This is a genomic window from Campylobacter concisus (genome assembly GCF_902460675.1).
GTDB classification, from domain to species: domain Bacteria; phylum Campylobacterota; class Campylobacteria; order Campylobacterales; family Campylobacteraceae; genus Campylobacter_A; species Campylobacter_A concisus_AJ.
This window is the reverse complement of sequence record NZ_CABPUQ010000001.1, coordinates 979,577-993,839: the sequence shown is the minus strand read 5'-3', so window position 1 is coordinate 993,839 and position 14,263 is coordinate 979,577. Positions and strand designations below refer to the sequence as shown.

Annotated in this window: 17 protein-coding genes; 15 read left to right on the top strand and 2 right to left on the bottom strand. The window is 39.1% G+C overall.

The window, feature by feature from the left end; all coding sequences use genetic code 11:
* Window positions 1-152: 152 nt before the first annotated feature.
* From F3G88_RS04840 to F3G88_RS04800, 9 genes are all read left to right on the top strand, one after another.
* Window positions 153-593, top strand: coding sequence for a hypothetical protein (locus F3G88_RS04840; RefSeq protein ID WP_103573595.1), 441 nt, complete (start codon window positions 153-155; stop codon window positions 591-593).
* A 154-nt stretch (window positions 594-747) separates the two neighbouring features.
* Window positions 748-2,121 carry a sodium-dependent transporter gene (locus F3G88_RS04835; RefSeq protein ID WP_009293662.1) on the top strand — a complete coding sequence of 458 codons (1,374 nt, stop codon included), beginning with the start codon at window positions 748-750 and terminating at the stop codon, window positions 2,119-2,121.
* 3 nt (window positions 2,122-2,124) lie between these two features.
* Complete coding sequence (locus F3G88_RS04830) at window positions 2,125-3,243, top strand: hypothetical protein (protein ID WP_149715519.1); 1,119 nt, start codon at window positions 2,125-2,127, stop codon at window positions 3,241-3,243.
* 8 nt (window positions 3,244-3,251) lie between these two features.
* Complete coding sequence (locus F3G88_RS04825) at window positions 3,252-4,454, top strand: M48 family metallopeptidase (protein WP_149715518.1); 1,203 nt, start codon at window positions 3,252-3,254, stop codon at window positions 4,452-4,454.
* Entirely contained in the window at window positions 4,444-5,256 is an 813-nt protein-coding gene (gene prmC, locus F3G88_RS04820) for a peptide chain release factor N(5)-glutamine methyltransferase (RefSeq protein ID WP_149715517.1), read from the top strand. Before F3G88_RS04825 ends, prmC begins: the two co-directional genes overlap by 11 nt.
* Before the next feature lie 10 nt (window positions 5,257-5,266).
* The gene (locus tag F3G88_RS04815) at window positions 5,267-5,746 is read left to right on the top strand and encodes a DUF4149 domain-containing protein (RefSeq protein ID WP_149715516.1); all 480 of its coding nucleotides are present in this window, start codon (window positions 5,267-5,269) and stop codon (window positions 5,744-5,746) included.
* Window positions 5,730-6,512, top strand: coding sequence for a threonine/serine exporter family protein (locus tag F3G88_RS04810; protein WP_107944331.1), 783 nt, complete (start codon window positions 5,730-5,732; stop codon window positions 6,510-6,512). Before F3G88_RS04815 ends, F3G88_RS04810 begins: the two co-directional genes overlap by 17 nt.
* Complete coding sequence (locus tag F3G88_RS04805; RefSeq protein ID WP_149715515.1) at window positions 6,505-7,020, top strand: threonine/serine exporter family protein; 516 nt, start codon at window positions 6,505-6,507, stop codon at window positions 7,018-7,020. The genes F3G88_RS04810 and F3G88_RS04805 overlap by 8 nt, the downstream gene beginning before the upstream one ends.
* Window positions 7,021-7,040: 20 nt before the next feature.
* The gene (locus tag F3G88_RS04800; RefSeq protein ID WP_149715514.1) at window positions 7,041-7,430 is read left to right on the top strand and encodes a YbgC/FadM family acyl-CoA thioesterase; all 390 of its coding nucleotides are present in this window, start codon (window positions 7,041-7,043) and stop codon (window positions 7,428-7,430) included.
* Window positions 7,431-7,442: 12 nt separating this feature from the next.
* Here F3G88_RS04800 and F3G88_RS04795 read toward each other — a convergent pair whose 3' ends face one another.
* Together F3G88_RS04795 and F3G88_RS04790 are read right to left on the bottom strand one after the other, a co-directional pair.
* On the bottom strand, window positions 7,443-8,723 hold the full coding sequence (locus F3G88_RS04795; protein WP_149715513.1) for a hypothetical protein: 1,281 nt from the start codon (window positions 8,721-8,723) through the stop codon (window positions 7,443-7,445).
* On the bottom strand, window positions 8,720-9,211 hold the full coding sequence (locus F3G88_RS04790; RefSeq protein WP_223228733.1) for a uracil-DNA glycosylase family protein: 492 nt from the start codon (window positions 9,209-9,211) through the stop codon (window positions 8,720-8,722). Before F3G88_RS04790 ends, F3G88_RS04795 begins: the two co-directional genes overlap by 4 nt.
* Before the next feature lie 285 nt (window positions 9,212-9,496).
* On the opposite strand from F3G88_RS04790, the gene rpmH reads away from it, so the two are divergent.
* The 6 genes from rpmH to mnmE are packed head-to-tail and all read left to right on the top strand — an operon-like array spanning window position 9,497 to window position 14,250.
* A complete protein-coding gene (rpmH, locus tag F3G88_RS04785) occupies window positions 9,497-9,631 on the top strand; it encodes a 50S ribosomal protein L34 (protein ID WP_002940373.1) in 135 nt (44 codons plus the stop codon).
* Window positions 9,619-9,954, top strand: coding sequence for a ribonuclease P protein component (rnpA, locus tag F3G88_RS04780; RefSeq protein ID WP_035142427.1), 336 nt, complete (start codon window positions 9,619-9,621; stop codon window positions 9,952-9,954). The genes rpmH and rnpA overlap by 13 nt, the downstream gene beginning before the upstream one ends.
* A complete protein-coding gene (gene yidD / locus F3G88_RS04775; protein WP_002940252.1) occupies window positions 9,951-10,292 on the top strand; it encodes a membrane protein insertion efficiency factor YidD in 342 nt (113 codons plus the stop codon). The genes rnpA and yidD overlap by 4 nt, the downstream gene beginning before the upstream one ends.
* Window positions 10,293-11,849 (top strand): membrane protein insertase YidC, encoded by a 1,557-nt coding sequence (yidC, locus tag F3G88_RS04770; RefSeq protein WP_149715511.1) that lies wholly within the window; start codon window positions 10,293-10,295, stop codon window positions 11,847-11,849.
* Window positions 11,846-12,928 carry a Jag N-terminal domain-containing protein gene (locus F3G88_RS04765; protein WP_149715510.1) on the top strand — a complete coding sequence of 361 codons (1,083 nt, stop codon included), beginning with the start codon at window positions 11,846-11,848 and terminating at the stop codon, window positions 12,926-12,928. Before yidC ends, F3G88_RS04765 begins: the two co-directional genes overlap by 4 nt.
* Entirely contained in the window at window positions 12,925-14,250 is a 1,326-nt protein-coding gene (gene mnmE / locus F3G88_RS04760; RefSeq protein ID WP_149715509.1) for a tRNA uridine-5-carboxymethylaminomethyl(34) synthesis GTPase MnmE, read from the top strand. Before F3G88_RS04765 ends, mnmE begins: the two co-directional genes overlap by 4 nt.
* Window positions 14,251-14,263 lie beyond the last annotated feature (13 nt).

Genomic DNA, 14,263 nt, shown 5'->3' with positions numbered 1-14,263 from the left:
TTTAGATCCCCCAAACCCCTCGCACGTTAGAAGTTGCTGTGCTACGCACAGGTTTTGATACGTAAAATTGCAATATCACATCAAAAGCTTAAATAAAATTTTATATAATCCCTCTTTTACAAAGGTGTAGTAGCTTTACAAAAAGGAGACAAATGAGCAAGAAAAGTTCAGTTTCAAATTTTACATCAGCTGATGATGAGATGCTTGCTTTTTTGTCAAATTTGGGTCAAAAATGGCGTAAAAGCGATGATGTAGCAAATTTTATAGAGCGAAATTTTACCTTTATCGGATCAAAACCGCTTTTGCAAAATTTAAAAGATTATAAAACGGCTGATTATGAAAATTTCGCTGATATTAAAAATTTTCTAAGCTCATATCCAGGCATTCAAAGTAAAATTTTAAACGGAGAGATATGCTATGTCGGCGATAGTCTGACAAGCACAGAGCTTAAATTTACGCCTGCATATTTTTATGATTTTTTAAAATTTATGGTTGAAAATGTCGCGCAACACCACTATTTTTGCAGTCCCAAAGAGGGTTGGATATTACTCATTGCGATGGAAGGATATGTAGAATTTGGTGTTTTGTCTTAACAGAGTTAAATTTACCCTGCAAAGATAAAAAATTCCGCCTATAAAAGTGCTCAAATTTAGCAAAAAAGCCAAATTTACACGCAAGCATCGCCTGCTGCTAGCAAAATTTAATCATTTTTTTTATATAATCCCTATTTTTCACAAAGGTAGATAGATGGATAGAAAATCGTGGAGTTCAAGACTTACATACATTTTAGCTGTTGCAGGGGCTACGGTCGGCTTTGGAGCGACGTGGCGGTTTCCTTACTTGGTCGGTCAAAACGGCGGCGGGGCCTATGTTCTCGTGTTTTGCATAGCGATGATAGTCATTGGTATTCCTATGATTTTGGTTGAAAACGCCATCGGCAGGCGTCTAAAGTGCAACGCCGTAGACGCATTTGGCGGCACGATAAATGGCAAAAAAATCAGCAAAAAGTGGCAGATAGTGGGCTGGATGGGGCTTGTAGGCGCATTTGGCATTATGGCTTATTATATGGTTATCGGCGGCTGGGTTTTAAACTATATCGCTCAAATTTCATTTGGCCTGCTTGATCTCTCGCACATCGTGAGCTTTGAGCAAACGAGCGCATTTTACGAGCAAAATATCGTTAGCAATCCGCTTGCCATCAGCTTTGCGACCCTTGTTTTTGTTTTGGTTAATTACGCTATCTTGGTGCAAGGCGCAGTTGGTGGCATCGAGCGCTCAGCAAAATACCTAATGCCACTTCTTTTTATCTTGATGCTAGTAATGATCGCTAAAAACATCACGCTTGGGGGTGCGATGAGCGGTGTGAAATTTTACTTAACGCCTGATTTTTCAAAGATAAACTTAAAGCTTTTTGTCGAGGTTTTGGGGCAGGTTTTCTTTGCGCTTTCGCTTGGATTTGGCGTGATGATAACGCTCTCAAGCTTTGTTAAAAAGGACGAAGGCTTAGTTAAAATTTCTATCATCACAGGCATCTTAAACACCGTCATAGCCGTGCTTGCTGGCTTTATGATATTTCCGTCGCTCTTTAGCTACGGTGTCTCGCCAGATAGCGGTCCTAGCCTAGTTTTCAAGTCGCTTCCGATCGTCTTTTCGCACATGCCTTTTGGCGGATTTTTCGCGGTTGCGTTTTTCGCGCTTCTTATGATCGCTGCGCTTACGACGTCGCTGCCGATATATGAAGTGATCATTACAACGCTGCAAGAGAAATTTAAGATAAAACGCAAAAAAGCGATATTTTTAGTGCTTAGCGTCATCTTTGTGCTTGGGAATTTACCATCACTTATGGCTACAAATTTGCTAAGTCATGTGAGCATTTTTGGTAAAAATATCTTTGACGCATACGACGCGATAAGCGCAACGATATTTTTCGTGCTAACCTCACTTGGATGTGCGATATTTGTGGGCTGGGTGCTAAAAGATGAAGCGAAAAAAGAGATCTTGCAAGGTAGCGAAAAGTACGCAAAGCTCATAAATATTTGGTTTTTCTACATCAAATTTATCGTGCCTTTTGTCATTTTGGTGCTATTTATCAGTAGCTTTTACGACAACTTTTTGAAGTAGAATATGCGCGAGCTTGTAAATTTTGATAGCACTGAGCGCCTAAGGCTTAGCGTAGAGGATAAAGCTTTAGTGAGCGTTAGCCAAAAATGCGGCAAAACAAAGCAAACTAAAAAAGAATTTGCAAGCGAGACGGAGGCTAAAAAAGCCTGCGTTAAAAAAGAGTGGGAGAGCCTAAAAAAGGGCTTTATCCTGCAAGATAGCGAGGCAAAAGCAGGCGCGGCGAGCTTGCATGTTTATATCGGTGGTGGATACACTGGAGCGCTCTCGTTTGCAAGCGTAAGAGATGAAATTTATGTTTATAAAAGTGGCAGTCAAAAAGATGGCGACGTGCCTAGTGATCTTTTGGTGAGACTGGATAAAAGCGGCACTATAAAAGAGCAGATCGCCTTGCCAGAGCCGCTCGCGTGGCATGCTCAGTGTGCAAGCGAAAATTTACTTTTAGACCTTGATCATGAAATTTGCATTTTTGAGCCAAATGGAGCTAAATTTCGTGAAATTTTAGCCGAGCAAAATATTAAGAAAAGTAGCGAGATAGCGAGCTTTGTCTGCTCTGCAAATAATGTGGCAGTTTTTGGTATGTTTGGACAAATTTTTACTTTTTATGAAGGTAAAATTTCTAAGTTTGGCGAGTATAAATGCAGCATAAAAAGCTACGTGCCGATACTTTGCGCGGCTCTTAGTGCGGATGCTAGCATGCTTGCGCTTTGCACCAAAGAAAACGAGCTGCAAATTTTAAATGCAAAAAATGGCGAAATTTTAAGCGAGCTAAGAGTCGAATTTGGTGCGCTTGATAAAATTTGCTTTTTAGACGAAAATACACTTTTAGTTAGAAAGTATCTTGAAAACAAGCTATTTTGCCTTGATATAAAGAGCGCAAAAGTGACAAAGCAGCCTTGGATAAAGGACGAGTATCTAAGAGCGAGCGAGTTTTGCATTGACGCCGTAGCTGGCAAGCTTGTGGTGATAGATCAAAGCAGAGCCTACGCCGTCGATCTGCAAAGTGGCGATGTGAGGGTGGAATTTACGCTAGATCACGTCGTAAAGAGCTGCGAGGCTAAATTTATAGATGGTAAACTCGCAGTTAGAACGGACTACGGCTGCTTTAGTCTTTATGAAATTTAAGGGAGAATATGTTTTATACACTTTTATTTATCTATATTTCTTATGTGATTATTAAGCTTTTTTTGGCGAATTTACAGATCAGCTTTGTAAGAGCTGAAGCTAAAAAAGAGCCTGTTGTGCTTGAAGAGAGCGAATACAAAAACGCCGCAGTTGCCGCCGTGACAAATCAAAAATTTGAAATTTTTAGCCTCATCTACCATGCCGTCATTTTCTTTGCGTGGATAAGCTTTGGGCTAAAAATGCTCTCAGGCGCTTGCCTAAAAGAGGGCAGCACGTCTGAAAACATCCTCTTTGCGATGAGCTTTTTGCTGATCTCGTCGCTTCTTGATCTGCCGCTAAGTATCTATGAAAGCTTTGTCAAAGACAAAAAGCTTGGCTTTTCAAATATGAGCGCAAAGATATTTTTGGTTGATACTATAAAGTCGCTAGCTCTTATGCTAGTTTTTGGCTCGGCCTTCGTCTGGCTCGTGCTTTTATGTATAAATTTTCTTGGAAATTTTTGGTGGTTTTGGGCGTTTTTGCTAAGTTTTGGTGTCGCTTTAATCATAAATTTGATATACCCAACGCTCATCGCGCCTATCTTTAACAAGATGTCGCCACTTGAAGATGGCGAGCTAAAGGGCAAGATAGAGGGTCTGCTCACAAAATGCGGCTTTAAAAGTAGTGGCGTCTTTACGATAGACGCTAGCAAGCGTGACAACCGCTTAAACGCCTATTTTGGCGGGCTTGGAGCGACAAAGCGAGTGGTGCTTTTTGACACGCTCATAAAAAAGCTAAGCACCGAGGAGATCGTGGCGGTTTTGGGTCATGAGCTTGGGCACTTTAAACATAAAGACATCATAAAAATGATAGCGCTAAGTGCCATTATGCTCTTTTGTCTATTTTTTATCTTTGGAAACGTGGGCGCAAGTGCTTATGAGGCGATAGGACTTGGTCAAAACGGCGCTAGCATCATCATCTTTTTGGTGCTTTTCTCGCCTATTTTTAGCTTTCTTTTTTCGCCGATCATCTCACACTTTAGCCGTAAAAATGAATTTGGCGCAGATAGATTTTCAAAAGAAATTTCAAACAAAACCGACATGATAAACGCCCTAACTAAGCTTGGCAGCGAAAACAAAGCATTTCCGAAGTCGCACTGGCTTTACTCATTTGTCTATCACTCGCACCCAAGCCTTTTTGAGCGGATAAATGAGCTAGAAAATGAGAGTTGAAGAGGCTCTAAAAGAAGCAAATTTAAGGCTAAAGCCACTTTGCGAGAATCCAAGCAGGGCGGCTAAAATTTTGCTCATGAGCTACCTTGATGTGAGCATCGAGTGGATATTTTTAAACCAAAAGAGCGAATGTGATGAGAGCGGCTACTTTGCCCTTGTAAAGCGCTTTGAAAACTATGAGCCACTTGAATATATAACTGGCAAGGCTGGCTTTTATGGGCTGGAGTTTGAGGTAGAAAGTGGCGTTTTGATACCGCGCCCTGAGACTGAAATTTTAGTCGATAAAGTGTTAGAGATAGCAAGCAGCTATAAAGCGCCAAAGATCGCTGAGATCGGCACTGGCAGCGGGATAATAAGCGTCATGCTAGCTCTAAAAACAAACGCTAAAATAGTAGCTACTGATATAAATGAAAAGGCTCTAAATTTGGCTAAAAAAAATGCACTTAAATTTAATGTAAGCGATAAGATCGACTTTGTAAAGTGCTCTTATATCGATGAAATTTCTGGTGATATCGACATCTTGGTCTCAAACCCGCCATATATCGCGCAAGGCTATAAGCTTGATAAATTTGTGATAAACGAGCCGCATGAGGCGTTATTTGGTGGCGAGGTCGGAGATGAAATTTTAAAAAATATCATCCTTATCGCTAGAAATCGCAGCATAAAAAATATCGCCTGCGAGATGGGCTATGATCAAAGAGCGAGCATGGAGATGGCGCTAAAATTTAATGGCTTCAAAAGCACGTTTTATAAGGACTTAGCAGGCTTTGACAGGGGCTTTTGTGCGAGTTTAAAACTATAAAGGAGAGAGATTGAGAAGTATCTATTTTTTACTATTAGCAACGGTGATCGGCACTGAGCTAACGCTTGGAATTTTGGTCGCGCCAGTCATATTTTTCCCACAAAGCATCATAGGCGAGGGGGTGCTCACGCATTTTATGAGCGGACAGATGATGACAAAGATATTTTTAAAATTTAACTACGTTTTGCTATTTGTAAGCGCATTTGTGGCAGTTAGCGAGCTATTTGATCTAAGAAAAAAGCTTGCATTTTCACTAAAATTTAGCACATTTATGCTCTCGTTCTTAAATTTAGCTCTAGCGCTAAGCTTTATCTTTATCTTTACGCCTTTTATCGTGCAGGCTCAAAGTCTTGGCGCAGAGGCGACGCAGACAGCGGAGTTTGCCAAGATGCACAGCGCAAGCGAATATGTGATGAAAGTGATGCTTGTTTTGCAGCTCATTTTGTTTTTTGTGAAATTTAAGATCAGTCAAAATGAACGCCAAGCCTGATATCCAAATCTTAACAAATTTCCTCGCCGAATACACGACAGCTATGGTGAGCGCTGGCACATATACTGCGCGCGTGGAAAAGTGCGTCGACCGCATAGCTAAGCACTACGGATACGACGTTAGCGTGACGATTTTTGTAAAGTATTTTACCATTAGCGTGATGGACTCGCAGGATAACTCATTGCGCCGAACTTATGTGAGAAAGATCCCTCTAGGGCAGGTTAGTTTTAACAGAATTTCCGAGCTATCCTCGCTTAGCTGGCAAATTTTAGATGAGGGTTTAAGCTTAGATGAAGCTAAAGAGAGTTTTGAGGGCGTAATGAGTGTCAGTGCAAATAAATTTGCTAGCTCACTTATCTTAATAAGCCTTGCAAATGCGGCATTTTGCAGACTTTTTGGAGGCGATGCTGGCTCAGTTGTTTGCATATTTTTTGCAACGCTTGTTGGCTACACTCTTAAATTTGCCCTTGCAAAAATGGGCGTAAATTTAAAAGTTCAATACGTCCTGACATCATTTGTCGTCTCATTTATCGCCTATCTTGGCGTATCTTACGGGCTTACACATACAAGCGACGTGGCGATAGGCTCGTCTGTGCTCTTTATGATGCCGGGCGTTTTTCTCATAAATTCAGTCTTTGACATCCTAAATGACAACACCCTTGTTGGCATCAGCAGAGCCATAAGCACGGGCATCCTTATACTTTGCATGGCTGTTGGCGTCTATATCACGCTAACGCTTAGCAGCGCGGAGATATTAAATGTTTGAGCTTTTTAGTGAAACGCTTGTAGATGCTGGCTTTGCTGCGGTGGCTGGGCTGGGCTTTGCCTATGCTAGCTCGCCTCCAAAAAGAACTCTCATATTTTGCGCCTTGCTCGCTGCATTTGCGCATGCTAGCCGCTTTTGGATCATGCAGATGGGATTTTTTAACATCAGTGTCGCAACACTCATCGTCTCTTTTATGAGCGGCATTTTAGGCATGCTCTTTGCCAAACGGCTAAAGGTGCCAGCTGAGATCATCGCATTTCCAGCGCTTTTGCCGATGGTGCCAGGAGTTTTTGCGTATAAAGGGATCTTGGCACTTTTTTCATTTTTAAATGAGACAAGTATCGCTAAGAAAAATGAGTATTTGATCATATTTTTTGATAATGCTATCACGACTACGACGGTTTCGCTAGCGCTTGGTGTGGGCGTTTCGGTGGTGCTTATCTTGTTTTATGATCAGTCGTTGATGATCACGCGCGGCGCAAAACGAGAGCCTAGCAAGAGCAAATGAAAATTTAAAGGAGCTTTGCAGTGAAGATAAGAATTTATTACGAAGATACCGATGCAGGCGGCATCGTCTATCATACAAATTATATTAAATATTGCGAGCGAGCTAGAAGTGAGGCGTTTTTTGAGGCTGGGCTAAATTTCACAAAAGAGGGCGGATACTTTGTAGTTTCAGCTCTTGAAGCTAAATTTCTTGCTTCAGCTGTGCTTGGCGATGAAGTTTTTGTAAAAACAAAGCTCATAGAGCTTAAAAAGGCAAGCCTTGTTTTAGAGCAAGAAATTTATAAATTTGATGAAAAAGATGTAGAAAAAGTGCTCTTTAAAGCGACTATCACGCTAGCTTTTATGAAAGAGGGCAGGCTAGCAAAGATAGATGAGAGCATGAAAACTTTTATAAATGGGGTTAAATTTTAGCAAGTGAAACTGCTAAATTCCGCTTGTGCTATTTTGCTCCTGCGAATTTACCTCATTAAAGTGATCGCTTTTTGTATCATAAATTTTCACATCATATAAAACTTGCGAGCCCTCAACTCTCTCTGTAAAAATTTTGCTGGCACTTTTGTTTATGAAATTTGTATAGATATACTCCACTCCCAGCGCACTTGAGTAGCCGATCTGTGAGTATCTAAAATCAACTCCAAAAAGATCTCCAAACCCTAAAAATCTCTCATCAAGCGAATTTAGCGAATTTGCCACAAAGAGGTTTTGCCTATCTCTTTGCGTGATGGCGCTAAAGATATTTGGCAAGAAATTTATCTGTGTGCTTAAAAGCGCGTAAGGTTTTATCTCAAAGCCTCTCATCTGCGTTGCCACAAGCGAAGCTTTGACGATAGGAATGTTTAAAAAGATGCTTGCGTTATCAAATTTAGACTTTTTACTTAAAGTATCGTTTAAATTTATATCTTTGCCAGTGATCGAGCTCTCGTAGTAGTCGTTACTTTGCATGCGTACATACTCATTTAGCTTTTGTGCTAGCGTGCTGCCATCGTCAAAGGCGACCACTTTTTCGTTGGCAAAAGCCAGCAGGGCTGAAATTTGCGCTTTGTAATCAACTCCGCCAAAGATCAAATTTGGCTTTGGAGCTGTCACGAAAGAGCTATGAACGCTTGGGATGTAGATGAGTTCGTTTGGCAAGATGAGAGAATTTGCTATGTTTGCGCCATTTTGAGTAAGGGCTGCTATAAAGAAGATAAAACCTTCGTTTCTAGCGTTTTGAAGCGCATTTTGAAGACTAGACAAACTCTCGTCGCTGCTATTTATAAATTTCACTTCGACATTTGCATCTTGCTTTAAGATGTAACTCAAAATAGCGTTTGATACGACATTTGCGTATGATTTTATAATCTTTTGAGGGATGATAACCGCTATCTTATCGCTTGTGGCAAGCTTTAAAACCATCTCTCCGCCAAGTGAGGTGTAAAGGTCTAAAAGTGCTTTATCATCTATCTTTGCTGGCTCAAATCTTGCCATAAAGCTAGCTAGCATATCGCTCTTAATAAGCTCATTTAAACAAGAGCTATCACAAAATTCTGGCTCTAAATTTATGTAAGTGATCTTTGCTGGCGGTATGCTTGAGAGGCTTTGATTTTTAGTGATGTTGCTTTCAAATTTTGCCTCAGTGATCTCATCTTGCATCTCGGTTGAAATTTCATTTTGCGCTGCAAAAAGGCTTACAAATATAACTAAAAAAAGAAAAATTCTTTTCATATCACTCCCTTGATTTTTTTCAAATCATCTATAAAATTTTCTTCAAAACTTGGGTTTTTACTGATCCACTCTGGTGAAAAAGTTGGCATTATAAACCTATCATCATCTTTTAAAATGCTTCCTCTTATACTTGAAAATCCACCCTTTGAGAGCAAATTTGGATAAAGATGCATAAAAGCTTCCTCTCCTAAAGTGATGATAATTTTTGGCTTAATAAGCCTTACCTCTTCTAAAAGATATGGCCTACAAAGCTCAAACGAGCTCTTTAACGCTGGATTTTTCGCGTCACTATTTGAAATTTCACAGCGCAAAAGCAAGCTTATATAAACACTATCTTTTTCTAAATTTAAGCCTTCTTTTATAGCATTTTCTAAAATTTTGCCGCTTGTGCCTTCAAAATAATCATCTTTTTTGCAAAGTAAGACAAACATTATCTTGCTATTTTTATCACCAAAGCCAGTAGAAACGCACTTTGAACTATTTCTCAAAAAGCAAAGAGAGCACTTTTTTATCTCATTATTTAGCTCGTCTATGCTGTTATAATCTTGATATTTACTTAAATTAAGAAAATTTTCATCTATAAAATTGTAACCGATCGCTTTTAAAAAAAGTAATTTTTCTAAGAGATCTTTATTTTTATGAAATTTCATTTTTGGATTATAACTTGATTTACTTAAAGTTTAAATTATAGTTTTTTCGGGCTGATTTATTCAAAGGAATTTAAGTATTGCTTTGATAAAATCCCACTTTTTATATTAACTTTAAGGATAGAAATGAAAAGGACTTATCAACCTCATAAAACCCCTAAAAAACGCACTCACGGCTTTCGTTTAAGAATGAAAACTAAAAATGGCCGCAAGGTTATCAACGCTAGACGTGCTAAAGGTAGAAAAAGATTGGCTGCTTAGCTGGTTTTGAGTCACTAAGTGACTCGAGAGAATTTTCTCAGGTTTATAAAGAGGCCAGCAAATGGCACTGTGATGCTTGCGTAGTTTTTTATAAGCCTACAATTGAAAAAAAATTAGCAGTTGTTGCTAGCAAAAAAGTGGGAAAGGCAGTAGTTAGAAATAGAGCAAAGAGGCTTTTGAGAGCTGCTTTTTTTTCTATTTCTAATGAGCTAAAAGATGGCACTTACATTATGGTCGCAAAAAATGGAATTACAGAAATTTCATTTGACAAAATTTGTAAAAATTTGAGCTGGTCTACAAAAAAAATGGGATGTCTAAAATGAAAAAATTTGCGATTAAATTTATCGCTTTTTATCAAAAATATATTTCCATACTTCTGCCAAAAAGCTGTCGCTACTATCCGACTTGCTCACAATACGCCATTTGGGAATTTCAAACAAATAGCTTTTTCTCTGCTTTTTTTGCAACATTTATGCGAATTTTAAGATGCAATCAACTTTTCAAAGGCGGTATCAACTACCCAATCATCCGCAAAAAATTTAACTCATGTTTTATATTTCAAAAAAGCGATACCAAAAATGTAAATTTCTGGTTTATCCCTTGCCAAAATAGTAAATTTTATGTCGTAAAAGTATTAGATAAATTAAAGGAAAAAAATTAAATGGAACAGATGTCTATGCAAAAAAGACTGCTTCTTGCAGCACTTTTGTCTATCGTATTTTTTATAGTATATGACTTTTTTATGCCAAAAAGAGCTCCACTAGAGCAAAACCAGACAACGATCTCTCAAACAATGGATCAAAGCAAAGCTCCAGCCTCTGCTAACGATACTCCAAAATCAAATGAAATTTTAGCTTCAAACGAGATAATCGCTACCATCAAAGGTCAAAGCTACGAAGCAAAGATAGATAAGCTGGGCAGGATTGCGAAGTTTTATCTCACCGAAGATAAGTACAAAACAGAAGATGGTAACAAAATCGAGCTTGTTTCGCAAAATCCATTACCACTTGAGCTTAGATTTAACGATAGCACTTTAAATGCTGATGCTTTTAAGGTTGCATATAGCAGTGACGCTAGCGAGGTAGATGCTAGCAGCGAGCCTAAAACTATAAAACTCACTCAAAATTTAGATGGTGTTACAGTTACAAAAAATATCAAATTTTACCCAAATGGTCGTTATGAGATTGAAGTAAATTTAAGTAAAAGTGTTGATTATTTCATCACTCCTGGCTTTAGACCAAATATCGCGATAGATAGCTACACAGTTCATGGTGTCATGCTTAGAAATACAGACGATAGCCTAAATATCATAGAAGATGGCGATGCAAAAGAGGTTAAAAACTATGCAAACACAACTATAGCAGCTGCATCTGATAGATACTACACAGCGCTATTTTACTCGTTTAATAAGCCATTTGAAGCAGTTGTAGATAAAGATGTAAATAACAATCCTATCGTCTTTGTAAAGGCAAACGATAGTCTAAAACTAGGCGCTTATATCGGACCAAAAGAGCATAAAATTTTAAGCTCGATGGATGAGAGACTAAACGACGTTATCGAGTATGGATGGTTTACATTTATAGCAAAGCCGATGTTTGCGTTCTTAAATTTCTTGCATAACTACATTGGCAACTGGGGTTGGGCGATAGTTGTGCTAACGCTTGTCATAAGGATAGTTTTATTCCCACTTACATATAAGGGTATGCTATCGATGAATAAGCTAAAAGAGCTTGCTCCAAAGGTAAAAGAGATCCAAACAAAATATAAAGACGATAAGCAAAAGATGCAAGTTCATATGATGGAGCTATACAAAAAACATGGCGCAAACCCGATGGGTGGCTGCTTGCCGATCTTGCTTCAAATTCCTGTATTTTTTGCGATCTACCGCGTTTTACTAAATGCGATCGAGCTAAAAGGCGCTCCTTGGATACTTTGGATACACGATCTTTCAGTGATGGATCCATACTTTGTGCTACCTATCTTGATGGGTCTAACGATGTTTTTACAACAAAAACTTACACCAACGACATTTACCGATCCTATGCAAGAAAAGGTTATGAAATTCCTGCCTTTGATCTTCACATTTTTCTTTGTGACATTCCCAGCAGGTCTTACGCTTTACTGGTTTGTAAATAATGTTTGTTCGGTCGTTCAACAAGTCTTTGTAAATAAACTTTTTGAAAAACATAAAAAAGCTGCGGAGGTAAAAGCTCAATGAAAATAGAAGCAAATACCCTCCAAGAGGCATTTCAAAAGGCAGCCGAGCAGCTTAACTGTTCAGTCACTGAGCTTGATATAAAGGTCTTGCAACATCCAAGTGGCGGAATTTTTGGATTTTTTAAAAAGACAGCGATCATTGAGGCAAATTTAGAAAATCAGCCAAAACCACAGCATAAACCAAAAAATGATAGAAATTTTGCTAAAAAAAGTGATGAGAATGAGAGTGTAAAAGAAGAGAAAAAGCAGAGCAAAAAACACGATCATAATGATAAAAAGCGAAATCCTAAAAAGCATAAAGATGAGAAAAATGAGGCTAAGTCTGAGCAAAAAGAGCATAAAAACGAAAAGCAAAATTTAAGCGAGAAAAACTCAGCTCTTGCAAAAGATGCCTTTGCTGAAAAGGGCGAAAAAGAGGCTGAAGAGCCAGGATATGTTATAAAAAGGCTTGATGAGCCAAAAGAGCAAAAAGAGACTAAAGTGGTAAAAGAGCCACAAGTTAGCAAAAGTGCTCCTAAAAATATCCTAGATACTTCAATCATCGAAAATTTCAACCATACAGATGAAGAGAGTGTACCTCAAGCTTTGCCAAAAGAGAAAAAAGAAAAAGTTGTAATCGACTTTGATAAAATTTTGCCTGAGATAAAAGAGGGCATGACGCGTCTTTTTAAAGCAAGCTGCTTTGAGATAGATAAGGTAGAGGTTAGTAAATTTAACGATGAGACCGTGCTTATAGAGCTAGATGGAGCTGATGCGGCGCTACTTATCGGTAAAGAGGGTTATAGATATAAAGCGATCTCTTACATGTTTTATAACTGGCTAAATTCAAAATACAACCTTGCTATCCGCCTAGAGATCGCGCAGTTCTTGCAAAATCAAGAAGCGATGATGGATCAATATCTAAATGGTGTGATCGAGCGCGTGCAAAATAGCGGTAGAGCCCAAACAAAGCCACTTGATGGGGTTTTGGTCAAGATCGCGCTTGAGAAGCTTAGAGAGAAATTCCCAGATAAATATGTCGGCATAAAAAGTGGCAATGACGGCAAATTTGTCGTTGTAAATGACTTTTTCAAAAAATGAGTGAAACTATCGCAGCCCTTGCCACAGCTTATGGCATCGGCTCAGTTTCTATCGTAAGGCTTAGCGGCAAGGATGCCCTGGCCACATCTTTAAAACTTCTTAAACTTTCAAATTTAGAGCCAAGATACGCAAAGCTAGCCAAAATTTACTCCCTTGATGATGAAATTTTAGACGAAGCTATCGTTATATATTTTAAAGGCCCAGCAAGTTTTACTGGTGAGGATATCGTCGAATTTCAAACTCATGGCGGCGTTATGGTGAGCGAGAGAATTTTAAATGAGCTAATAAGAGCTGGTGCTAGGCTTGCTATGCCTGGTGAGTTTAGTAAGCGAGCATTTCTAAATGGCAAGATGGATCTAGCCAAGGCCGAGGCGATGCAAGGGCTCATCACTTCAAAAAGTGAGATCGCTGCTAAAATTTTAACGCGTCAAATGCAAGGTGATCTTAGTAAATTTGTAGGCGAGATCAGGGGTGAAGTTGTCAAAACTCTTGCCTTTGTAGAGACTATGATCGACTATGCTGATGATGATCTGCCTGCAAATTTGCTAGAGCAGACTAAGCAGATGCTTTTAAAAAATAGCGAGAAGCTAGAACGCATAGCAACTCTTAGCGAGCAAAGAAGAGGGCTCATAGATGGCTTTAAGATCGCTATCGTCGGCAAGCCAAATGTTGGCAAAAGCTCTATCTTAAACTCATTTTTGGCTTATGAGCGCGCGATTGTCAGCGACGAGGCTGGCACAACTAGAGATAGGATAGAAGAAAATTTCAAGATCGGCTCACATCTAGTTCGCATAATAGACACCGCGGGCATCAGAAAAGATGCTGGAAAGATCGAGCAAATCGGCATAAACTACTCGATCTCAGCCATAAACGAGGCCGACATCATCCTAGCTGTCTTTGATGGCTCTTGCCCAAGTGACGAGCAAGATAAAGAGATAATTAGGCTTGTGTCTAGTTCAAACAAAAAAGCCTTTTTTATCCTAAATAAAAGTGATCTAGCGTTTAAATTTGACATAGAGTTAGAGGGCGCTATCAAAATTTCAGCAAAAAATGATACGAGCGTAGTTTTAAAAGAGCTTGAGGGCTATCTCAAGACACAAGACACCGACGAGATCATGCTAAGCTCAAACCGCCAAATTTTAAGCTGCAAAGAGGCGAGCGAGGCTTTAAAAAGAGCGTTTTTTAGGCTAAATGAAGAGGAACTAGAAATTTTTGCTTATGAGCTAAATACCGCGGTAAAGGCACTTGCAAGCATCACAAAGCCATTTGAGAGAAGCGAAATTTTAGACGAGATGTTTAGCCATTTTTGTTTAGGAAAATGATACTTTTTTTGGT

Coding starts and splice junctions, on each gene's coding strand:
- F3G88_RS04840 (WP_103573595.1), top strand. CDS start 153: ATGAGCAAGAAAAGTTCAGTTTCAAATTTTACATCAGCTGATGATGAG.
- F3G88_RS04835 (WP_009293662.1), top strand. CDS start 748: ATGGATAGAAAATCGTGGAGTTCAAGACTTACATACATTTTAGCTGTT.
- F3G88_RS04830 (WP_149715519.1), top strand. CDS start 2,125: ATGCGCGAGCTTGTAAATTTTGATAGCACTGAGCGCCTAAGGCTTAGC.
- F3G88_RS04825 (WP_149715518.1), top strand. CDS start 3,252: ATGTTTTATACACTTTTATTTATCTATATTTCTTATGTGATTATTAAG.
- prmC (WP_149715517.1), top strand. CDS start 4,444: ATGAGAGTTGAAGAGGCTCTAAAAGAAGCAAATTTAAGGCTAAAGCCA.
- F3G88_RS04810 (WP_107944331.1), top strand. CDS start 5,730: ATGAACGCCAAGCCTGATATCCAAATCTTAACAAATTTCCTCGCCGAA.
- F3G88_RS04805 (WP_149715515.1), top strand. CDS start 6,505: ATGTTTGAGCTTTTTAGTGAAACGCTTGTAGATGCTGGCTTTGCTGCG.
- F3G88_RS04795 (WP_149715513.1), bottom strand. CDS start 8,723: ATGAAAAGAATTTTTCTTTTTTTAGTTATATTTGTAAGCCTTTTTGCA.
- rpmH (WP_002940373.1), top strand. CDS start 9,497: ATGAAAAGGACTTATCAACCTCATAAAACCCCTAAAAAACGCACTCAC.
- yidD (WP_002940252.1), top strand. CDS start 9,951: ATGAAAAAATTTGCGATTAAATTTATCGCTTTTTATCAAAAATATATT.
- yidC (WP_149715511.1), top strand. CDS start 10,293: ATGGAACAGATGTCTATGCAAAAAAGACTGCTTCTTGCAGCACTTTTG.
- F3G88_RS04765 (WP_149715510.1), top strand. CDS start 11,846: ATGAAAATAGAAGCAAATACCCTCCAAGAGGCATTTCAAAAGGCAGCC.
- mnmE (WP_149715509.1), top strand. CDS start 12,925: ATGAGTGAAACTATCGCAGCCCTTGCCACAGCTTATGGCATCGGCTCA.